The 21,220-nt window shown below is 66.0% G+C and carries 19 protein-coding genes; 16 read left to right on the forward strand and 3 right to left on the reverse strand.

Annotation, left to right across the window (positions count from 1 at the left end; translation table 11 throughout):
- Window positions 1-28: 28 nt before the first annotated feature.
- From ACSFBF_RS28610 to ACSFBF_RS28645, 8 genes are all read left to right on the forward strand, one after another.
- Window positions 29-2,428, forward strand: coding sequence for a 3-hydroxyacyl-CoA dehydrogenase/enoyl-CoA hydratase family protein (locus ACSFBF_RS28610; RefSeq protein WP_435472903.1), 2,400 nt, complete (start codon window positions 29-31; stop codon window positions 2,426-2,428).
- A gap of 11 nt (window positions 2,429-2,439) precedes the next feature.
- Window positions 2,440-3,639 (forward strand): acetyl-CoA C-acyltransferase, encoded by a 1,200-nt coding sequence (locus ACSFBF_RS28615; RefSeq protein ID WP_435472905.1) that lies wholly within the window; start codon window positions 2,440-2,442, stop codon window positions 3,637-3,639.
- Window positions 3,640-3,652: 13 nt separating this feature from the next.
- On the forward strand, window positions 3,653-4,564 hold the full coding sequence (locus ACSFBF_RS28620) for an alpha/beta hydrolase family protein (RefSeq protein ID WP_435472907.1): 912 nt from the start codon (window positions 3,653-3,655) through the stop codon (window positions 4,562-4,564).
- Between the two features lie 29 nt (window positions 4,565-4,593).
- A complete protein-coding gene (locus tag ACSFBF_RS28625; RefSeq protein ID WP_435472909.1) occupies window positions 4,594-5,430 on the forward strand; it encodes an acyl-CoA thioesterase in 837 nt (278 codons plus the stop codon).
- 6 nt (window positions 5,431-5,436) lie between these two features.
- The gene (locus ACSFBF_RS28630; RefSeq protein WP_435472911.1) at window positions 5,437-6,186 is read left to right on the forward strand and encodes an SDR family oxidoreductase; all 750 of its coding nucleotides are present in this window, start codon (window positions 5,437-5,439) and stop codon (window positions 6,184-6,186) included.
- Between the two features lie 307 nt (window positions 6,187-6,493).
- Window positions 6,494-7,087, forward strand: coding sequence for a 2-hydroxychromene-2-carboxylate isomerase (locus ACSFBF_RS28635; protein WP_435472913.1), 594 nt, complete (start codon window positions 6,494-6,496; stop codon window positions 7,085-7,087).
- Between the two features lie 37 nt (window positions 7,088-7,124).
- A complete protein-coding gene (locus ACSFBF_RS28640) occupies window positions 7,125-7,889 on the forward strand; it encodes an enoyl-CoA hydratase (RefSeq protein ID WP_435472915.1) in 765 nt (254 codons plus the stop codon).
- 183 nt (window positions 7,890-8,072) lie between these two features.
- Entirely contained in the window at window positions 8,073-9,179 is a 1,107-nt protein-coding gene (locus ACSFBF_RS28645) for an ABC transporter substrate-binding protein (RefSeq protein ID WP_435473237.1), read from the forward strand.
- 9 nt (window positions 9,180-9,188) lie between these two features.
- Here ACSFBF_RS28645 and ACSFBF_RS28650 read toward each other — a convergent pair whose 3' ends face one another.
- On the reverse strand, window positions 9,189-9,614 hold the full coding sequence (locus tag ACSFBF_RS28650) for an acyl-CoA thioesterase (protein ID WP_435472916.1): 426 nt from the start codon (window positions 9,612-9,614) through the stop codon (window positions 9,189-9,191).
- Window positions 9,615-9,655: 41 nt separating this feature from the next.
- Here ACSFBF_RS28650 and ACSFBF_RS28655 point away from each other — a divergent pair, with 41 nt between their 5' ends.
- Both ACSFBF_RS28655 and ACSFBF_RS28660 read left to right on the forward strand, forming a co-directional pair.
- Window positions 9,656-11,488, forward strand: a complete 1,833-nt coding sequence (locus ACSFBF_RS28655) for an ABCB family ABC transporter ATP-binding protein/permease (RefSeq protein ID WP_435472918.1) — start codon at window positions 9,656-9,658, stop codon at window positions 11,486-11,488.
- Window positions 11,489-11,530: 42 nt separating this feature from the next.
- Window positions 11,531-12,469: a 2-hydroxyacid dehydrogenase gene (locus ACSFBF_RS28660; protein ID WP_435472920.1), complete on the forward strand. Its 939-nt coding sequence runs from the start codon at window positions 11,531-11,533 to the stop codon at window positions 12,467-12,469.
- Between the two features lie 109 nt (window positions 12,470-12,578).
- Here ACSFBF_RS28660 and ACSFBF_RS28665 read toward each other — a convergent pair whose 3' ends face one another.
- A complete protein-coding gene (locus tag ACSFBF_RS28665) occupies window positions 12,579-14,021 on the reverse strand; it encodes an amidase (protein WP_435472922.1) in 1,443 nt (480 codons plus the stop codon).
- A gap of 61 nt (window positions 14,022-14,082) precedes the next feature.
- On the opposite strand from ACSFBF_RS28665, the gene ACSFBF_RS28670 reads away from it, so the two are divergent.
- The 6 genes from ACSFBF_RS28670 to ACSFBF_RS28695 all read left to right on the forward strand — a co-directional run bounded on the left by ACSFBF_RS28670 (window position 14,083) and on the right by ACSFBF_RS28695 (window position 20,078).
- The gene (locus ACSFBF_RS28670) at window positions 14,083-15,072 is read left to right on the forward strand and encodes a LysR substrate-binding domain-containing protein (RefSeq protein WP_435472923.1); all 990 of its coding nucleotides are present in this window, start codon (window positions 14,083-14,085) and stop codon (window positions 15,070-15,072) included.
- Between the two features lie 177 nt (window positions 15,073-15,249).
- Complete coding sequence (locus ACSFBF_RS28675) at window positions 15,250-16,716, forward strand: aspartate ammonia-lyase (RefSeq protein ID WP_435472925.1); 1,467 nt, start codon at window positions 15,250-15,252, stop codon at window positions 16,714-16,716.
- A 168-nt stretch (window positions 16,717-16,884) separates the two neighbouring features.
- A complete protein-coding gene (locus ACSFBF_RS28680) occupies window positions 16,885-17,784 on the forward strand; it encodes an amino acid ABC transporter substrate-binding protein (RefSeq protein WP_435472927.1) in 900 nt (299 codons plus the stop codon).
- 98 nt (window positions 17,785-17,882) lie between these two features.
- Complete coding sequence (locus tag ACSFBF_RS28685) at window positions 17,883-18,614, forward strand: amino acid ABC transporter permease (RefSeq protein WP_093057308.1); 732 nt, start codon at window positions 17,883-17,885, stop codon at window positions 18,612-18,614.
- Between the two features lies 1 nt (window position 18,615).
- A complete protein-coding gene (locus tag ACSFBF_RS28690) occupies window positions 18,616-19,305 on the forward strand; it encodes an amino acid ABC transporter permease (RefSeq protein WP_435472929.1) in 690 nt (229 codons plus the stop codon).
- 35 nt (window positions 19,306-19,340) lie between these two features.
- Window positions 19,341-20,078 (forward strand): amino acid ABC transporter ATP-binding protein, encoded by a 738-nt coding sequence (locus tag ACSFBF_RS28695; protein WP_435462531.1) that lies wholly within the window; start codon window positions 19,341-19,343, stop codon window positions 20,076-20,078.
- 57 nt (window positions 20,079-20,135) lie between these two features.
- Here the strand turns inward: ACSFBF_RS28695 and ACSFBF_RS28700 are convergent, their stop codons facing one another.
- A complete protein-coding gene (locus ACSFBF_RS28700) occupies window positions 20,136-21,170 on the reverse strand; it encodes an alpha/beta hydrolase family protein (RefSeq protein WP_435472931.1) in 1,035 nt (344 codons plus the stop codon).
- Between the last annotated feature and the right edge of the window lie 50 nt (window positions 21,171-21,220).

The raw sequence follows: 21,220 nt of genomic DNA on the forward strand, positions 1-21,220 counted from the left end.
GCAACCAATCCAAGAAATACCAAGCAACATGTCCCGATTTCAAGTGAAGAAGGTCGCCGTGCTCGGCGCCGGCGTGATGGGCGCGCAGATTGCGGCCCACCTCGTCAACGTGCGCGTGCCTGTCGTGCTGTTCGATCTGGCCGCAAAAGAAGGCCCGAAGAACGGCATCGTCACGCGCGCCATCGACAACCTCAAGAAGCTCAAGCCCGCGCCGCTCGGCGACGTGGCCGACGCGGGCCTGATCGAACAGGCCAACTACGAAGACGACCTGGCCAAGCTCGGCGAGTGCGACCTCATCATCGAAGCCATTGCCGAGCGCATGGACTGGAAGCTCGATCTCTACAAGAAGATCGCGCCCCACGTGGCCAAGCATTCGATCCTGGCCTCGAACACCTCGGGCCTGTCGATCACCAAGCTCAGCGAGGCACTGCCCGAAGCGCTGAAGCCGCGCTTCTGCGGCATTCACTTCTTCAACCCGCCGCGCTACATGTTCCTGGTGGAGCTGATCAACACGCCCACCACGCAGCCGCAGGTGCTCGACGACCTCGAAGCTTTCGTCACCAGCACGCTCGGCAAGGGCGTGGTGCGCGCGCACGACACGCCCAACTTCATCGCCAACCGCGTCGGCATCGCCGGCATGCTGGCCACGCTGAAGGAAGTCGAGAAGTTCGGCCTGACGCCCGATGTGGTGGACGATCTCACCGGCAAGAAGCTGGGCCGCGCGAGCTCGGGCACCTTCCGCACCGCCGACGTGGTGGGCCTCGACACGATGGCCCACGTCGTGAAGACGCTGCAGGACAACCTCAACGCCGAGACCGATCCGTTTTATGCCAACTTCGCGACGCCGCCGGTGCTCGCCAAGCTGCTGGAGCTGGGCAACCTGGGCCAGAAGGCCAAGGCCGGTTTCTTCAAGAAGGTCGGCCGCGACATCCTGCGCTTCGACCTGAAGAGCGGCGAGTACGTGCCCGCCGGCGCCAAGGCCGACGAGGTGTACGGCCGCATGCTGAAGAAGCCCGCGGGCGAACGCCTGAAGCTGCTGCGCGAGAGCGAAGGACCGCAGGGCCAGTTCCTCTGGGCCATCCTGCGCGACGGCTTCCATTACGCAGCCGTGCACCTGGGCGACATCGCCGAGAGCGCGCGCGACATCGACTTCGCCATGCGCTGGGGCTTCGGCATGAAGCAGGGCCCGTTCGAGCTGTGGCAGGAAGCCGGCTGGGCGCAGGTCGCCAAGTGGGTGCAGGAAGACATCGACGCCGGCAAGGCGCTGAGCACTGCTCCGTTGCCCAAGTGGGTGTTCGAAGGCCCGGTGGCCGAAGCGGGTGGCGTGCACACGCCCGAAGGCTCGTGGAGCGCATCGCAGAACAAGTTCGTGCCGCAGCGCAGGCTGCCGGTGCATGACCGCCAGCTGTTCCCCGAGAGCGTGCTCGGCGCGAACGCCGCCGACGCCAACACGGCCGGCACCACGATCAGCGACGAAGGCGACGTGCGCGTATGGACGCTCGACGGCGAAGTGCTCATCGCCAGCATCCATTCGAAGATGCACGCCATCAGCCCCGACGTGGCCGAGGCGCTCGGTGCCGCGGTCGAGTTGGCCGAGGCCGAATACAAGGGCCTGGTGATCTGGTCGCCCGACGAGGTGTTCTCGGTCGGCGCCGACCTGCAGGCGATGCTGCCGGCCTTCGTGGTCGCGGGCATCGGTGCGGTCGAAGGCGCCGAGGAAGAGCTGCAGAACGTGATGCTCAAGATCCGCTACGCCAGCGTGCCGGTGATCTCCGCCGTGCGCGGCATGGCGCTGGGCGGTGGCTGCGAACTGGCCGTGCATTCGGCCAAGCGCGTGGCGGCGATGGAAAGCTACATCGGCCTGGTCGAAGTCGGCGTGGGCCTGATCCCCGGCGCGGGCGGCCTGACCTACATCGCACGCCGTGCGGCCGAGAACGCCTCGGCCTCCACGGGCACCGACCTGCTGCCGTTCCTCACCGAAGGCTTCACCGCCGCCGCGATGGCGAAGGTAGGCACCGGTGCGCTCGACTCGAAGAAGCTGGGCTACCTGCTCGACAGCGACGTGATCGTGCCGAACAAGGATGAGCTGCTGTACGTGGCGCTGCAGCAGGCCAAGGCCATGGCCGACGCCGGCTACCGCGCACCGCTGCGCCGCACCTTCCGCGTGGCGGGCCGCAGCGGCGCCGCGACCATCAAGGGCCAGTTGGTGAACATGCGCGACGGCGGCTTCATCAGCGCGCACGACTTCCACATCGCGAGCCTGATCGCCAACGTGGTCACCGGCGGCGACGTGGACGCAGGCTCGCTCGTGACCGAGGAATACCTGATGACGCTGGAACGCAAGGCGTTCTGCTCGCTCATCGTGCATCCCAAGACGCAGGAGCGGATCATGGGGATGCTCAGCACCGGCAAGCCCGTGCGCAACTAAGGACAGATTTCATGAGCAAGCAAGTACAAGACGCTTATATCGTCTCCGCCACCCGCACCCCCATCGGCAAGTCGCACCGCGGCTACTTCCGCAACTACCGCCCTGACGACCTGCTGGCCACCACGCTGCGCGCCGCGCTCGCCGCCGTGCCCGGCCTCGACCCGAAGGCCATCGAAGACATCATCTGCGGCTGCGCGATTCCCGAATCGCAGCAGGGCCTGAACGTCGCGCGCATCGGCGCGGTGCTGGCCGGCCTGCCGACCAGCGTCGGCGGCATCACCGTCAACCGCTTCTGCGCTTCGGGCCTGTCGGCCGTGCAGATGGCCGCCGACCGCATCCGCGTCGGCGAGGCCGACGTGATGATCGCGGCCGGTGTCGAGAGCATGAGCATGGTGCCGATGATGGGCAACTCGCCCTCGCTGTCGCCCTCGATCTTCGAGCGCGAGGGCGACGTGGGCATTGCCTACGGCATGGGCCTCACGGCCGAGAAGGTTGCGCAGCAGTGGAAGGTGAGCCGCGAGGCGCAGGACGAGTTCGCGCTTGCCTCGCACCAGAAGGCACTGGCCGCGCAGAAGGCCGGCAAGTTCGCCGACGAGATCACGCCCATCGAAGTGACCGACCGCACGCCGAACCTCGAGACCGGCGAGTCGATTGCCAAGACCCGCACCGTGAACCTCGACGAAGGCGCGCGCCCCGACACCAGCATCGAAGGCCTCGCCAAGCTGCGCACCGTGTTCGCTGCGCGCGGCACGGTCACGGCAGGCAACAGCTCGCAGACCTCGGACGGCGCCGGTGCGCTGATCCTGGCGAGCGAGAAAGCCGTGAAGCAGTACGGCCTCACGCCGCTCGCGCGCTTCGTGAGCTTCGCCAGCAAGGGCGTGCCGCCGCACATCATGGGTATCGGCCCGATCGAGGCCATTCCGGCCGCGCTGCGCTATGCCGGCCTGAAGCACGAGGACATCGACTGGTTCGAGCTCAACGAAGCCTTTGCCGCGCAGTCGCTGGCCGTCATCAACACGCTGGGACTCGATCCGTCGAAGGTCAACCCGATGGGCGGCGCTATTGCGCTGGGTCATCCGCTCGGCGCTACCGGCGCCATCCGCTCGGCGACCGTGGTGCATGCGCTGCGCCGCGAGAACCTGAAGTACGGCATGGTCACGATGTGCGTGGGCATGGGCCAAGGCGCCGCCGGGATCTTCGAGCGCGTCTGAACCGCGCAGCCCCATGCAGACGCAGCAGCTCCCGGTCGACGGCGGCGCACAGCACCTGGCGGTGCGTCGCTACGAGCCTGTCGGCGCACCGCGCGCCAGCATCGTGATCGGCGGCGCGATGGGTGTGCGCCAGTCGTTCTACGAACCCTTCGCGCAGTGGCTTGCAGACCAGCAGGGCCTGTGCGTCTGGACCTTCGACTACCGGGGCTCGGGCGATTCGCTCGGCGATGCATCGCTACGAGGCTTCAAGGCCGACCTGTTCGACTGGGCGCGCGACTACGAGGCGGTGATCGATGCCGCCAAGGCCGCGTTGCCCGGTGAACCGCTCTACTTGTTGGGCCACAGCCTCGGTGCGCAGCTGCCGGGCTTCCTGCAGCGCCCGGAGCAAGTCGACGGCCTTGTCAGCATCGCGGCCGGCAGCGGCTACTGGCGCGAGAACGCGCCGAAGCTCAAGCGCAGCATCCTCTACTTCTGGCTCGTGCTCGTGCCGCTGGCCACGCGGCTGTGCGGCTACTTCCCCGGCCGCAAGCTGAAGAAGGTTGGCGACCTGCCGCGCGGCGTGATCCTGCAATGGCGGCGCTGGTGCCTCAACCCACGCTACAGCGTGGGCGCCGAGGGCGAGCTCGCATCGCAGAGCTACGGGCGCGTGCGCTTCCCAGTGCTTGCACTGTCGATCACCGACGACGAACTCATGACGCTCGCCGGCACCGAAAGCCTGGTGAGCCTGTACGCAGGTGCACCGACCGCGGTCGAGCGCATCGCGCCAGCCGACGTGCAGGCCCGGCGCATCGGCCACTTCGGTTTCTTCCGCGAACAGTTCAGCCAGAGCCTGTGGCCAAGCACGGTCGACAAGCTGCACAGGCTGGCCGCGTTGACCGAACGTACTGCGGTGCAGCACGCCAACGTCCCGCACACGACTGCGTGACGCTGGTTACCGGAGGCACACTGCCGATCATGAGCACGCAGCAGCACCCCTTCGACAAAGCCCTGACGATCCACCACAGCGACATCCGCGTGGGGCACTTCACAGGCATGACCAGCCCCGACTACTGGAACATGGTCGGGCCCTTCGGCGGCACCACTGCAGCCCTTGCGTTGCAGTCGGTGATGCAGCACCCCGACGTGCTCGGCACGCCCATCGCGCTCACCGTCAACTACGCGGCTGCAATCGAAGCCGGCGCGTTCGACATCCAGGCCACGGCCGTGCGCACCAACCGCTCGACGCAGCACTGGACGGTGCAGATCACGCAGGCCGGCCCCAGCGGCGCGCCCAACATGACGACCACCGCCACCGTGGTGACGGCCGCGCGCCGCGACACCTGGGGCGAGAGCGACATGCCGATGCCCGAGGCGCCAAGGCCCGAGACGGTCGACCGCATGAGCATTGGCCCCTCCGGTGTGGCCTGGATCAACCAGTACGAGATGCGCCCCTTCAGCGGTGGCATTCCCGCGAAGTGGGACGACCGCTTGAACCACAGCGAGACCCGCATCTGGCTGCGCGACGCACAGCCACGGCCGCTCGACTTTGCATCGCTCGCCGCGATGAGCGACATGTTCTACCCGCGCGTGTGGCTGCGCCGCGCGAAGCACGTGCCTGCGGGCACGGTGTCGATCACCACCTACTTCCACGTTGGGCCGGCGCAACTGGCCGAGGTCGGCACGGGCTATCTGCTGGGCCGCGCGGCGGGGCAGCAGTTCTTCAACGGTTTCTTCGATCAGACAGCGCATCTGTGGAGCGAGAAGGGCGTGCTGCTCGCCACCTCGAACCAGATCGTCTATTACAAGGAATAAAGAGACATGACCACCCTGCAGAAAGTCGCACTCATCGTCGGCGCTGGCGATGCCACCGGCGGTGCCATTGCCCGTCGCTTCGCGCGCGAAGGTTTCGCCACCTGCGTCACGCGGCGCAGCCTCGACAAGCTGCAACCGCTGGTCGCACAGATCGATGCCGACGGCGGCCGCGCGCATGCCTTTGCCTGCGATGCGCGCAAGGAAGAGGAAGTGGTCGCGCTCGTCGAGCAGATCGAATCGACCATCGGGCGGATCGGGGTGATGGTGTTCAACATCGGCGCCAACGTGCCCGAGAGCATCCTTAGCGAGACGGCGCGCAAGTACTTCAAGGTGTGGGAGATGGCCTGCTTCTCGGGCTTTCTCAACGGACGTGAAGTGGCGAAGCGGATGGTGGGGCGCGAGATTCCGCAAGGTGGGCATCGCGGCACGATCATCTTCACAGGCGCGACGGCATCGCTGCGCGGTGCGGCCAACTTCGGCGCGTTCTCGGGCGCGAAGATGGCCTTGCGTGCGCTCGCGCAGTCAATGGCGCGCGAGCTTGGGCCGCAGGGCATTCACGTCGCGCATGTGGTGGTCGACGGCGCCATCGATACCGAGTTCATCCGCAGCAATTTCCCCGAGCGCTATGCGCTGAAGGAGAGCGACGGCATCCTCAACCCAGACCACATCGCCGACGCGTACTGGATGCTGCATTCGCAGCCTCGTGACGCGTGGACGCATGAGCTCGATTTGCGGCCGTGGTCAGAGAAGTTCTGAAATGAGACTTTGCTGTTCAGGGCGCGATCACGCCGACGGCGTGCTCTGCTCCGCGAATGTCCCCCGGCCTTCGGCCTCCTCCTTTATTTCGCTGCGCAGAGCACACCATCGACGTGATCGTTTCAGAGCACTGGTTGATCGGCCAGCACCACAGCCGCGTCCATGTGCGAATGGCACCGGGTACTCCCCGCAGCGAAATAAAGGAGGAGGCCGAAGGCCGGGGGACATTCGCGGAGGGGAGTACCCGGTGTCATTCGCACGCACCCCGAACAACAAGCGCCCAGAGAGCACCAACAAGGAGACATCAATGACAAAACAAGTCGACTTCTATTTCGACTTCGGCAGTCCAGCCGCCTACCTGGCCGCAACACAGCTGCCGCATATCTGCGCCGACACAGGCGCCGAACTCGTGTGGAAGCCCATGCTGCTAGGCGGCGTGTTCCAGGCCACCGGCAATCACTCGCCCGCCGAGATCAAGCCCAAGGGCCCGTACATGACGACCGACCTGAAGCGCTTCGCGAAGCGCTACGGCGTGCCCTTCGTGCACAACCCGCACTTCCCGATCAACACGCTGCTGCTGATGCGCGGCGCCACCGGCATCCAGATGAAGGAGCCGGCGCGTTTCGGTGCGTACGTCGATGCGGTTTTCCACGCGATGTGGGTCGATCCGAAGAACCTCAACGACCCGGCAACCGTCGGTGCCGTCTTGCAAAATGCGGGCTTCGATGCCGCGGGCCTGCTTGCGCTGGCCGGCGTGCAGGAAACCAAGGACCGCCTCAAGGCCGTCACACAGGAAGCCGCGGAGCGCGGCGTGTTCGGCGCTCCCACCATGTTCGTCGGCAGCGAGATGTTCTGGGGGCAAGACCGCCTCGATTTCGTCCGCGAAGCCCTTTGCGCCTGACCGCGGCGCCAACCTTTTTCATCCAAGGACACTACCCATGAGCGACATCCTCGTCCACACCGAAGCCGGTGTGATAACCATCACCTTCAACCGCGTCGACAAGAAGAACTCGATCACCAGCGCCATGTACGCCGAGCTGGCCGATGCGCTGGCCACAGCCGAAAGCGAAGCGGCCGTGCGCTGCGTGCTGATCCAGGGCGACCCGACGATCTTCAGCGCGGGCAACGACATCGGCGACTTCCTCAACGGCCCGCCGTCGACAGAAGAATCGCCGGTGTTCCGCTTCCTGCGCGGCATTGCGACCTTCCCCAAGCCCATCGTCGCGGCCGTGTGCGGCCCGGCCGTGGGCATCGGCACCACGATGCTGTTCCACTGCGACCTCGTCTATGCAGGCGACAACGCCGCCTTCTCGATGCCCTTCGTGAACCTGGGCCTGTGCCCCGAAGCGGCGTCGAGCCTGCTGGTGCCGCAGATGCTGGGCTACCACCGCGCGGCCGAGGCGCTGCTGCTGGGCGAGCCCTTCATGGCCGAGGCCGCGCTCGAAGTGGGCCTGGTCAACCGCGTGGTGCCGCCGACCGAAGCCAACGCCATCGCGCAGACGCAGGCTCGCAAGCTGGCAGCCAAGCCGTTGAGCGCATTGGTGGAAACCAAGCGCCTGCTGAAAAAGGCACAGATGCCCGCCGTGCTCGAACGCATGGGCGAGGAGGGCGCGAGCTTCGGCCGCATGCTGCGTGAGCCCGCTGCACGCGAAGCTTTCGGCGCTTTCATGGAGAAACGCAAGCCGGATTTCTCGAAGGTCTGAGGCCCATTCGAGGCTTGCGCGCGTACACTGCCCGGCGTGCAAGTTTCAGAGACAAGAATGCTCGTAACGCCCGACCAGCGGGCGAATGATGCTACTGAAAAAGTAGCATTCAACCTCACGCGCCGGCGTACTTTCGGCTTGCTGGCAGGCGCCTTGGCAGCGCCTTCGCTGGCCCTGGCGCGTGTGCGCCCTCTGCGCATCGGCGTCATCGGTTCGTGGTCCGGCCCTTACGCGGGCGGAGGTCGGCAGTTCGATGCCGGCATGGCCGTCTGGCTGGCGGCGCACAACCAGCACATCGCGGGCCGGCCGGTCGAACTGCTGCGGCGCGACGTGCCCGGCAGCGCGCCCGAGCAGGCACGCCGCCATGCGCAGGATCTCGTCGAGAGCGAGCGTGTCGACCTGCTGGCGGGCCTGGATTTCAGCTCCAACGCCTACGCCGTGGGCACCGTCGCCACGCAGGCAAAGCTGCCCCTGGTGGTGATGAATGCGGCCTCTTCGGGCATCACGGCGCGCTGCCCGTTCGCGGTGCGGGTGTCTTTCACCATCGGCCAAGTCACGCTGCCGCTGGCGCGATGGGCGCTTCAGCAGGGGCTGCGCGACGTCTGCACCGTGGTGGCCGACTACGCCTCGGGCGTTGATGCCGAAAGCGCTTTCGTCTCCGGCATCACCGCGGGCGGAGGCCGCGTCGGCGCGATGCTACGGGTGCCGCTGAACACGCTCGACTACTCGGCCTACATGCTGCGGTTACGCGAACTCAAGCCGCAGGCGGTGTTCTTCTTCCTGCCCTCGGGGCAGATGCCGGCCACTTTTCTCAAGTTCTGGCGCGATCGCGGCATGGCCGAAACCGGCATTCGACTGATGGCCACTGGCGACGCCACCGACGACCACTACCTCGAAGGCATCGGCGAGCTGGCCGACGGCCTAGTCACCAGCCACCACTATTCGTTCGCGCACGAATCGCCGGCCAACCGCCGCTTCACGGGCATCTTCGAGACGGAGTACGGTAGCCACCTGCGGCCGGGCTACTTTGCGGTCGCGGCCCACGATGCGCTCGCCGCCATCGATGCAGCGATGAGCTCGCCCGTGGCGCGCGGTGGCGTGAGTGGGGAACGGCTGGTGGATGCGTTCCGTGGCGTGAAGCTCGACAGCCCGCGCGGCCCGGTCGAGATCGACGCCCACACCCGAGACATCGTGCAGACCGTGTACATCCGCCGCGTGGAGCGGCGCGACGGGCGCTGGGTCAACCGCGAGTTCGAGCGCTTCGAGCGGGTGCGCGACCCGGGCGTCTGAGTTGCCCGTTCAGGGCTGCTGTTCGATGGGCCGTGGCCGGCCGTTGTCGTCGATGGCCACGTAGGTGAAGGTCGCCTGCGTCACCTTGATGTACTCGCCCTGCGCACGGAAGCGCTCGGCAAACACCTCGACCGTTACCGTGACCGAGGTGCGCCCGACGCGCACCAGCTTCGAATAGAACGACAGGATGTCGCCCAGCCGCACCGGCTGCTTGAAGATGAACTCGTTCACGGCCACCGTGGCCTGGCGGCCCTTGGCGTAGCGCGCCGGGATTACCGAGCCGGCCAGGTCGCATTGCGCCATGACCCAGCCGCCGAAGATGTCGCCGTTGACGTTGCAGTCCGCCGGCATCGGGATGACCTTGAGCACCAGCTCCATGTCGGTGGGCAGGCTTTTGAGGGTGGCAGCAGCGGCGGCACTGGAAGTATCTGACATGGGCACAATCTGGAACAAACAAGCAACCACGATTGTCCTCCATGCGCCGAAGCGGCGAAGCCCTTCCTTCCCCCCACACGGCTGGCGGCCATCCGCCGGCCGCCAGCGACCGTTCCGACTGGGCGACGCTGCGTCGCCTGTTCCCCTACCTCTGGCAGTACAAGTGGCGGGTGGCCGCGGCGCTGGCCTTCATGGTGGGCGCCAAGGTGGCCAACGTCGGCGTGCCGGTGCTGCTGAAGAACCTGGTCGACACGATGACGCCCAAGCCCGACATGGCGCAGGCACTGCTCATCGTGCCCATCGGGCTGCTGCTGGCCTACGGCCTGCTGCGCTTCTCGACCTCGCTGTTCGGCGAACTGCGCGAGCTGATCTTCGCCAAGGCCACCGAGGGCACGGCCCGGCAGATCGCGCTGGAGGTGTTCCGCCACCTGCACGCGCTGAGCCTGCGCTTTCACCTGGAGCGCCAGACCGGCGGCATGACGCGCGACATCGAGCGCGGCACGCGCGGCGTGCACTCGCTCATCTCGATGTCGCTCTACAGCATCGTGCCGACCATCATCGAGCTGGTGCTGGTGCTCACCATCCTGGGCGTGAAGTTCGACTCGCTGTTCGTCTGGATCACGGCAGCGGCGCTGGTGCTGTACATCACCTTCACCGTGACGGTGACTGAATGGCGCACGCAGTTCCGCAAGACCATGAACGAACTCGACTCGGTGGCGCAGAGCCGCGCGGTCGATTCGCTGCTGAACTACGAAACCGTCAAGTACTTCAACAACGAAGACTTCGAGGCCGGCCGCTACGACGCCAGCCTCGACCGCTACCGCAAGGCCGCCATCAAGAGCCAGCGCACGCTGAGCATGCTCAACACGGGGCAGCAACTGCTGATTGCCGTGAGCTTGGTGCTGATGCTGTGGCGCGCCACCTCGGGCGTGGTCGAAGGGCGCATGACGCTGGGCGACCTGGTGATGGTCAACGCCTTCATGATCCAGCTCTACATTCCGCTGAACTTCCTGGGCGTGATCTACCGCGAGATCAAGCAGAGCCTGACCGACCTCGACAAGATGTTCGTGCTGATGGAAAAGGAGCGCGAGGTGCGCGATGCGCCCGGCGCGCAGCCGCTGGCCGGCGCCGATGCCACCGTACGCTTCGAGGACGTGAGCTTTGCCTATGAGGCGGCGCGCCCGATCCTCAAGCATGTGAGCTTCGAGATTCCGGCGGGCAAGACGGTGGCGGTGGTCGGCCCCTCGGGCTCGGGCAAGTCCACGCTCGCGCGGCTGCTGTACCGCTTCTACGACGTGCAGCACGGCCGCATCACCATCGGTGGGGAAGACATCCGCGAAGTGACGCAATCGAGCCTGCGCCGTGCCATCGGCATTGTCCCGCAGGACACGGTGCTGTTCAACGACACGGTCGAATACAACATCGCCTATGGCCGCCCGGGCGCCACGCGCGAAGAAGTGGAGGCCGCCGCACGCGCCGCGCGCATCCACGACTTCATCGTGGCCACGCCCAAGGGCTACGACACGACCGTGGGCGAGCGCGGCCTGAAGCTCTCCGGCGGCGAGAAGCAGCGCGTGGCCATCGCGCGCACGCTGCTGAAGAACCCGCCGATCGTGATCTTCGACGAGGCCACCTCGGCGCTCGACTCGGCCAACGAGCGCGCCATCCAGTCCGAGCTGAAGAGCGCCGCGCAGGACAAGACCACGCTGGTCATCGCGCATCGTCTGTCGACGGTGGTCGACGCGCACGAGATCCTGGTGCTGGAGTCGGGCGTGATCGTCGAGCGCGGCACGCATGCCGAACTGCTCGCGAAGCAGGGCCGCTACGCCCAGATGTGGGCTTTGCAGAAGAGCGAAGCAACACCGCTGATGTAGCGCGATCATCCATTCCTTTTTATCGATCTCAGGAGTTCAGACGTGTCGACCAAGATTCCCCTGCTGGTGCTCAACAGCCTTTCGAGCGCCCACCAGGCCCAGATTGCCGAGGCCTACGACATGACCTACGCCCCTGGCCCTGCCCAGCGTGCGGCCGCCATCGCCGAGCACGGCAAGAAGTTTCGCGCCGTGCTGACCATCGGCGTCATCGGCATCACACCCGAGGAAGTCGCGGCGATGCCTGCGGTGGAGCTGATCTGCTGCCTGGGCGCGGGCTACGAAGGCGTGCCGCTCGAGGTGACGCGTGCTCGCGGTATCGCCACGGCCAACGGCGCGGGCACCAACGACGACTGCGTGGCCGACCATGCCTTCGGCCTGCTGATCGGCATCGTGCGCGAGTTCCGCAAGCTCGACCGGCTGTGCCGCGAAGGCGTGTGGCGCGAAGCCATTCCGCAGCCGCCGAACGTGTCGGGCAAGAAGCTGGGCATCCTGGGGCTGGGCACCATCGGCCAGAAGATCGCGAAGCGGGCGGCGGCGTTCGACATGGAGGTCGGCTATCACAACCGCAAACCGCGCGAAGGCGCAACGCAGCGCTACTTCGACGACCTGAAGTCGCTGGCGGCGTGGGCCGACTTCCTGGTGCTGGTCGCGCCGGGCGGGCCGGCGACGAAGCATCTGGTCAATGCCGAAGTGCTCGACGCGCTGGGGCCGCAAGGCTACCTGGTGAGCATCGGGCGCGGCAGCGTGGTCGACACCGAGGCGCTGGCGGCTGCGTTGCGCGAGAACCGCATCGCCGGGGCCGGCGTCGACGTGTACGAGAGCGAGCCGAAGCGGCCCGAGCCGCTGGTCGGCCTCGACAACGTGCTGCTGACGCCGCACATGGCCGGCTGGTCGCCCGAGGCGACGCAGAAGTCGGTGGACCATTTCCTCGCGAATGCCGAGGGGCACTTCGCGGGGCGCGGTGTGTTGACGCCGATCTGATGTCTTTGCTCCTTCCCCCTCTGGGGGAAGGTTGGGATGGGGGCAGGCAGAGCGCCCGATGGATGCGCCGCTTGCCCCCACCCCAGCCCTCCCCCAGAGGGGGAGGGAGTCAAGCCAACGCGGAGGGGCGGTGCGTGCCCCAGCCGCAGGCCTGGTCATAGGCATGCCCGAGTCGCAGCACGTCGAGGTCCGCATGAATCGGCCCTGCCAGCTGCAGCCCCATCGGCAGCCCGCCTTCGCCGAAGCCGGCGCGCACATTCAGCGTTGGCAGCCCTGCCAGCGTGAAGGGCGTGACGATCTCCATCCAGCGGTGGTACGTGTCGCTCTTCACGCCATCCACTTCGGCAGGCCAGTGCAATTCGGCATCGAAGGGAAACACCTGCGCGGTCGGTGCCAGCACGAAGTCGAAGCGCTCGAACAGCTTCAGGAACGCGCGGTACACGTTCGATCGGTACATCGAGGCCTGGTACAGCGAGGCCGCATCGAGGTGCCGGCTTTGCTCGATTTCCCATTGCGCCTCGGGCTTGAGCTGCGCGAACAGCTTCGGGTCGCTCAGGTAGGCGCCGAGCTTGCCGCCCACCAGCAGTTGCCTCAACCGCAGCCACGCGCTCCAGTTGTGCTCGCGCGGCACGTCGAGCGTGCAGGGCTCGACTTCGCAGCCGATGGTGCGGAAGGTGGCGAGCGCCTTCTCGCCGAGTTCGCGGATACCGGGCGCCAGCGGCAGGTCGGGCCAGATGCTGCCGAGCCAGCCGATGCGCAGGCCCTTGCCGTCGCCGTCGAGCTGCAGCGCATCGGGCGAGGGCAGGGCATGCGGCGACGACAGCGGCACGCGCGTGTCGAAGCCCGCCTGCACGGCCAGCAGCCTTGCCGCGTCTTCCACCGTGCGCGCCATCGGGCCTTCGCAGCCCAGCTGCTGGAAGAACAGTTCCTCGTCGGGGTTGCCCGGCACGCGTCCGCGCGAGGGCCGCATGCCGATCACGTTGTTGAAGGCCGCCGGGTTGCGCAGCGATCCCATCATGTCGCTGCCGTCCGCCACGGGGAGCATGCCCAAGGCCAGCGCCACTGCCGCACCGCCGCTGCTGCCGCCCGCGCTGCGTTCGGGCGCATAGGCGTTGCGCGTGATGCCGAACACCGTGTTGTAGGTGTGCGAGCCGAGCCCGAATTCGGGTGTGTTGGTCTTGCCGATGACGACGGCGCCGGCCGCCTTGGCGCGGGCCACGTGCAGGCTGTCGGCCCGAGCTGGCGAGCGCGGCGACAGCGGCGATCCCATCGAGGTCGGCAGGCCGGCGGCATGGCTCAGGTCCTTCACTGCCAGCGGAAAGCCGTGCATCCAGCCGCGCCGTTCGCCGCGCGCCAGCTCGGCGTCGCGCTCGTCGGCCTCGGCCAGCAGCTGAGCCGGATCGCGCAGCGACACGATGGCGTTGAAGCGCGGGTTCAGCGCCTCGATGCGGGCCAGCGAGGCCTGCATCACTTCGCGGCAGGACACGTCGCGTGCGGCGATGCGGCGGGAGAGTTCGGTGGCGCTGAGTTCGAGCAGGTCGGCTGAAGGCATGGCGAGTGCGGGAAAAGGAGGGGGCGCCCAGTATGGCGCGGCGCTCGCATAATCGCCGCGTATGGAAACAAAGTGGCTCGAAGACTTCATCAGCTTGGCTGAGACCCGCAGCTTCAGCCGCTCGGCTCAATTGAGGCATGTGACGCAACCGGCGTTTTCCCGCCGAATCCAGGCGCTCGAAGGCTGGGCCGGCACCGACCTGGTCGACCGCAGCTCCTACCCCACGCGGCTCACGCCCGCGGGCCAGACGCTCTATAGCCAGGCCATCGAGATGCTGCAGTCGCTGCAAAGCACCCGGGCCATGCTGCGCGGGCACTCGGCCGCCGGGCAGGACGTGATCGAGATCGCCGTGCCGCACACGCTGGCCTTCACCTTCTTCCCCTCGTGGGTGACCAGCCTGCGAGAGCATTTCGGGCCGATCAAGAGCCGGCTCATTGCGCTCAACGTGCACGACGCGGTGCTGCGGCTGGTCGAAGGCAGCTGCGACCTGCTGATTGCCTACCACCACCCCTCGCAGCCGCTGCAGCTCGACGCCAACAAGTACGAGATGGTCAGCCTCGGCGAGGAAACCGTGGCCCCCTGGGTCAAGGCCGATGCCGAAGGCGCGCCGCGCTACCGGCTGCCGGGCCGTCCCGGCCAGCCGCTGCCCTACCTGGGCTATGCGCCCGGCGCTTATCTGGGCCGGGTGGTCGACCAGTTACTGAAGGAATCGGGCACGGCCATCCACCTCGACCGGGTCTACGAGACCGACATGGCCGAGGGCCTGAAGGTCATGGCGCTCGAAGGCCACGGCATCGCTTTCCTGCCGCAGAGCGCGGTGCGCAAGGAGATCAAGGCGCGCAAGCTCGTGAGCGCGCTGCCGCCCGAAATCGACAGCCTGGAGGCGACCATGGAAATCCGCGCGTATCGCGAACGGCCCGGCGCGCCGGTGCCGGTCAAGGCCGGCGGTGGCCGCGCCGCCAGCAAGGCCGCGGCTGCCGACAGCCTGCAACCCAAACGCACCGCCGATGCGCTATGGTCTTACCTGGTCGGCACCCAGCCGCACCGCTGACAACGGAGATTTGTGCACCGCACAATCTATAAATGCCGCGCATAGGACTCCCCGCAAACGGCATTGGCGCCCCGAACCCGGCGCCACTACAGTCGCGGCTGCTTTTTCTTCGCCGCTGTCACAGCAACATCTCCGGCACGCGCCTTACGCGTGCTTTTTTTTAGCCGAGGAACCTGTATGAGCTCCAATTTCAGGACTGAACACGACTTCCTCGGCGACAAGCAGATCCCTGCCATCGCCTACTGGGGCGTGCACACGGCGCGCGCGGTCGAGAACTTCCCCATCTCCGGCACGCGCATCTCGGCCATGCCCGACCTGGTGCGAGCGCTGGCCTACGTGAAGAAGGCCGCCACGCGCGCCAATGCCGACCTCGGCGCCATCGACCGCGACCGCGCGGCGGCCATCATCCTGGCCTGCGAGGACATCATTGAAGGCAAGCTGCTCGACGAGTTCGTGGTCGATGTCATCCAGGGCGGCGCGGGCACCTCGACCAACATGAACGCCAACGAGGTCATCTGCAACCTCGCGCTCGAAAAGCTGGGCCACGAGAAGGCGCGCTACGACGTGCTGCACCCCAACGACCACGTCAACGCCTCGCAGAGCACCAACGACGTGTACCCCACGGCGGTGCGGCTGGCGCTGTGGTTCGCCATCGGCCGGCTGCTCGAATCGATGGCCACCCTGCGCCGCAGCTTCGAGGCCAAGGCGCTCGAGTTCAAGGACATCCTCAAGATCGGCCGCACCCAGCTGCAAGATGCCGTGCCGATGACGCTGGGCCAGGAGTTCCTGACCTACGCGATCATGATCGGGGAAGACGAGGCCCGCCTTGGCGAGGCCCGCGCGCTCATCGAAGAAATCAACCTCGGCGCCACCGCCATCGGCACCGGCATCAACGCGCCGCACGGCTACGCGAACCTGGCCTGCCAGTACCTCGCCGAGCAGACCGGCGTGCCGCTCAAGCAGGCCGCCAACCTCATCGAGGCCACGCAGGACACGGGCGCTTTCGTGCAGCTGTCGGGCGTGCTCAAGCGCGTGGCGACCAAGCTCAGCAAGACCTGCAACGACCTGCGCCTGCTGTCCAGCGGCCCACAGGCCGGCTTCGGCGAAATCAGGCTGCCGGCGCGGCAGGCGGGCTCGTCGATCATGCCGGGCAAGGTCAATCCGGTGATTCCGGAAGTCATGAACCAGGTGGCCTTCGAGGTCATCGGCAACGACGTCACTGTGACCATGGCGTCTGAAGCCGGCCAGCTGCAGCTCAACGCCTTCGAGCCGATCATGGGCTGGAGCCTGTTCAAGAGCATCCAGCACCTGAGCCGGGCCTGCATCACGCTGCAGGTGAACTGCGTCGACGGCATCGAGGCCAACCGCGAGTTTCTTGCCAAGAGGGTGCGCGAATCGGTCACGCTGGTCACGGCGCTCAACCCGCTCATCGGCTACGAAAAGGCCGCGCTCATCGCAAAGACCGCGCTCGCCACCGGCGGGCCGATCGACCTGGTGGCCGAATCGCTGGGCATCATGACGCGCGCCGAGATGGAGGCGCTGCTCGTGCCCGAGAACCTGACGCAGCCGGTGCGCCTGTCGGCCGCGCCGGTTCCGCCGGCTGCCGAGCCCTCGGGCCAGGCTTCGGGCATAAAGGCTGCTTAGTGAAAGTCGGACAATGCCAGGAGGCAGGATCGCACCAGGCTGGCGCTGCCATGCGCATGCCCGGTGCAGCGTGTGTGTGTATGCACCGGGTTGGTCCGGGTATCACGCAAAATGTAAATGTCTAGAATTTAGTTGTATCTGTTTCAGTCACCCTCAGGAGTTTTCTGTATGAAAAAACAAGTATTGGCATTGGCAGTCGCGGCACTGGCCGCTGGCGGCGCGATGGCGCAAGCCAGTGACACGCTGGCCAAGATCAAGGCTTCCGGCGTCATCACCGAAGGCGTGCGTGAATCGTCGGGCCTGTCGTACACGCTGGGCAATGGCCAATACACCGGCTTCCACTACGACGTCTGCGCCAACATCATCAAAGACCTCGAGAAGGCCGCCGGCAAGAAGCTCGAAGTCAAGTTCCAGCCCGTGACCTCGCAGAACCGCATTCCGCTCGTGCAGAACGGCACCGTGGACATCGAGTGCGGCTCGACCACCAACAACGCCACCCGCCAGAAGGACGTGGCTTTCGGCGTGACCACCTACGTCGAAGAAACCAAGATCGTCGTCAAGGCCAACTCGGGCATCAACTCGCTGGCCGACCTGAAGGACAAGACGGTTGCAACCACCACCGGCACCACGCCGCTGCAGACCGTGCGCAAGCAAAAGCGCGCCGAGAACCTGACCTTCAAGGAGGTCTACGGCAAGGACCACTCCGACAGCTTCCTGCTGCTCGAAACCGGCCGTGCCGATGCCTTCGTGATGGACGGCTCGATCCTGGCTGCCCTGGCCGCCAAGTCGAAGTCGCCCAAGGACTACAAGATCCTGTCCGACGTGCTGGCCGTCGAGCCCATCGCCATCATGATCCGCAAGGACGACCCCGCCTTCAAGAAGGCCGTGGACGACAGCATCAAGGCACAGGCCAAGTCGGGCGAACTCGCCAAGCTGTACGACAAGTGGTTCCTCAAGCCGATTCCCCCGGCAGGCGTGACCATCGGCCTGCCGCTGGGCGAAGCCACCAAGAACGCTTGGGCCAACCCGAACGACAAGCCTGCTGAAGACTACGTCACCAAGGAATAAGCGCCGCGTCGCTGCGTGATGACGCCCACCTTTCGCGGTGGGCGTTTCTTTTCAAGGGACTGGTTTTCGAAGAGACGGTGAAGAAGGAGTAAACACAAATGGGCAACTGGGATTGGCAGGTATTCCTGCAAGACCCCGGGGGGGAATATCCGAGCTACCTGCAATGGATGCTCTCGGCGTGGGGCTGGACCGTGTCGGTCGCGCTGCTGGCGTTGATCGTGGCGCTGGTGCTGGGCTCGCTCATCGGCATCATCCGCACGCTGCCCGACAGCCCGTGGCTGGTGCGGCTGGGCAACGCCTGGGTCGAACTGTTCCGCAACATTCCGCTGCTGGTGCAGATCTTCCTCTGGTACCACGTGATCCCGGCGCTCATTCCCGTCATGAAGGGCGTGCCGAGCTTCATCCTCGTGGTGCTGGCGCTGGGCTTCTTCACTTCGGCGCGTATTGCCGAGCAGGTGCGCTCGGGCATCCAGGCGCTGCCCAAGGGCCAGCGCTATGCGGGCATGGCGGTGGGCTTTACCACCGTGCAGTACTACCGCTACGTGATCCTGCCAATGGCCTACCGCATCATCATCCCGCCGCTCACGAGCGAGACGATGAACATCTTCAAGAACTCGTCCGTCGCGTTCGCCGTGTCGGTCACCGAACTCACCATGTTCGCCATGCAGGCGCAGGAAGAAACCTCGCGCGGCATCGAGGTCTACTTGGCGGTGACGGGCTGCTACGTGATCTCGGCCCTCATCATCAACCGCCTCATGGCATTCATCGAGAAGAAGACCCGCGTGCCGGGCTTCATCGTGTCTGCAAGCGCGGGCGGCGGAGGACACTGACATGATGAATCTCGACCTGTCCTTCTACAACTGGGACGTCATCAGCAACTTCGTCGTCAAGGGCTTCTACTTCAGCATCATGCTGACGATAGTGGCCACCATCGGCGGCGTGATCTTCGGCACCCTGCTGGCGCTCATGCGCCTGTCGGGCAAGAAGTGGCTCGATACGCCTGCGGCCATCTACGTCAACGGCATGCGAAGCATCCCGCTGGTGATGGTGATCCTGTGGTTCTTCCTGCTCGTGCCGGCGTCGTTCTATTCGCTGTTCGGCTCGCTCGGCTCCAACTACCGCTCCGAAATCTCGGCCGTGATCACCTTCGTGGCGTTCGAGGCCGCGTACTTCAGCGAGATCATGCGTGCGGGTATCCAGTCGATCCCGCGCGGCCAGGTGAATGCGGGCCAGGCGGTGGGCATGACCTACGGCCAGAACATGCGCCTGATCGTGCTGCCGCAGGCCTTCCGCAACATGCTGCCGGTGCTGCTCACGCAGACCATCATCCTGTTCCAGGATACGTCGCTGGTCTACGCCATCGGTGCCTACGACATGCTCAAGGGCTTCGAGACCGCGGGCAAGAACTTCGGCCGCCCGATCGAGGCCTACCTGCTCGCAGCCGTCGTGTACTTCGTCATGTGCTACGCCTTGTCCTGGCTCGTGAAGCGCCTGCACAAGAAGATCGCCATCATTCGTTGAGTGGCCGAACCGGAGAGAAAGAAATGTCCGAAAAAATGATTGAAATCAAGAACGTATCCAAGTGGTATGGCCCGGTGCAGGTGCTCAACGATTGTTCGGTGAGCATTTCCAAGGGCGACGTGGTGGTGGTGTGCGGGCCTTCGGGCTCGGGCAAGTCCACCCTCATCAAGACCGTGAATGCGCTGGAGCCCTTCCAGAAGGGCGAGATCACCGTCAACGGCATTCCGCTGCACGACCCCAAGACCAACCTGCCCAAGCTGCGCTCCAAGGTCGGCATGGTGTTCCAGCACTTCGAGCTGTTCCCGCACCTGTCGGTGACCGAGAACCTCACGATCGCGCAGATCAAGGTGCTGGGCCGCTCGCCCGACGAAGCCAAGACCCGTGGCCTGAAGATGCTCGACCGCGTGGGCCTGATGGCGCACAAGGACAAGTTCCCGGGCCAACTGTCGGGCGGTCAGCAGCAGCGCGTGGCCATTGCCCGCGCGCTGTCGATGGACCCGATCGTGATGCTGTTCGACGAGCCCACTTCCGCGCTCGACCCCGAGATGGTCGGCGAAGTGCTCGACGTGATGGTGAGCCTGGCCAAGGAAGGCATGACCATGATGGTGGTCACGCACGAAATGGCTTTCGCCCGCAAGGTCGCGAGCCGCGTGATCTTCATCGACGTGGGCGGCAAGATCCTGGAAGACTGCCCGAAGGACGAGTTCTTCAGCCACCCGGAAAACCGTCAGCCGCGCACCAAGGACTTCCTGAACAAGATCCTGCAGCACTGATTCGCTGCTGCTGCGCAAGAAAGACAAAAGCCACGCTGTTCTGCAGCGTGGCTTTTTTCATTCGCGCCCTTCAGGCAATGCCTTGTCGAAGAAAGCCGGAATCTCGCGGCTCAGACGCGTCAGGAAGGCCTTTCGATCGAAGCCCGGCGGGTCGTTCCTGATGTCTCCGTCGTCGGTTGGAATGGCGCTGCTCGGGGTGTCCATGAACGCGAAATGCCAGGCGTTCGGAACCCGGTGGAGTTCAGCCCCGGGCATGTTCTGCGCAATCCATTCGGCGTGAAAGCGCGGGACGAGGAACCGGTCCTGCTCCGCCTCGTAGATCTGCGTGGGGACCTTGATCTCCGCCAGCGAAGACGCCGTGAAGGGAACACCCGCCGGGGCCAGCAGCACGACCGCGCGCACCCGCGGGTCGCGCAGCGAAGGCAGCACCGATGCCGCAGGTGGGCTGGCCGTCGATGGGGCGTTCCGGCCCACGCTGCAGAAGATCGGATCGGCGGCGCGCTCGTTCTCGCAATGCTTGCCGATGCGCGACAGATCGACCCGCCCACCCGCCAGCGCCAGTGCCGTATAGCCACCGGCCGAGTGGCCCAGCACGCCGATGCGAAAGCCCCGGGCGTCGCTGGCAATGCGATCCTTCCACTGCGGGTCTTGCAGCAGCGCGTCGATCACGCGCGATACCTGCCGCGGCCGCTCGGTGAAGTAGACGCTGCCGCCCTTCTGCAGCAGCGACCCGTCCTGCCAGTTGTCGCCGGGATGGCGAAGAGCCGCGACCATGTAGCCATCCCGCGCGAGCGCCTCGGCGAGGCTGCTGTGGCCGAGTTCGGTGCCGCCGATGCCGTGGCTCAGCACGATCAATCCCTTGAACTTGTCCTCGGGCGGCGCCTGGATAGCCGCCTGGACCGTGAACGGACCCATGGCCGTTGTGCGCTCGGTTGCTCGTGTCGGGTAGTAAAGAGCGACCACTGTAGGGGCCGCGTCGGGTGTGGCGCCCGGAATGCGCAGCTGCCGCCAACCAGCCTGGGCGGCCAGGAGCTGGAATGACAGCAGCAGGCCCGAGGCGAGCAGCAGGATCTGGCGGAAGGCAGCGTGCATTGCGGATCTCCATGGCATGGTCTCTGTGGAGTGCGCATGGTTGCCGCATG

This window comes from Variovorax nivicola (assembly GCF_051216475.1).
Lineage (GTDB): Bacteria > Pseudomonadota > Gammaproteobacteria > Burkholderiales > Burkholderiaceae_C > Variovorax.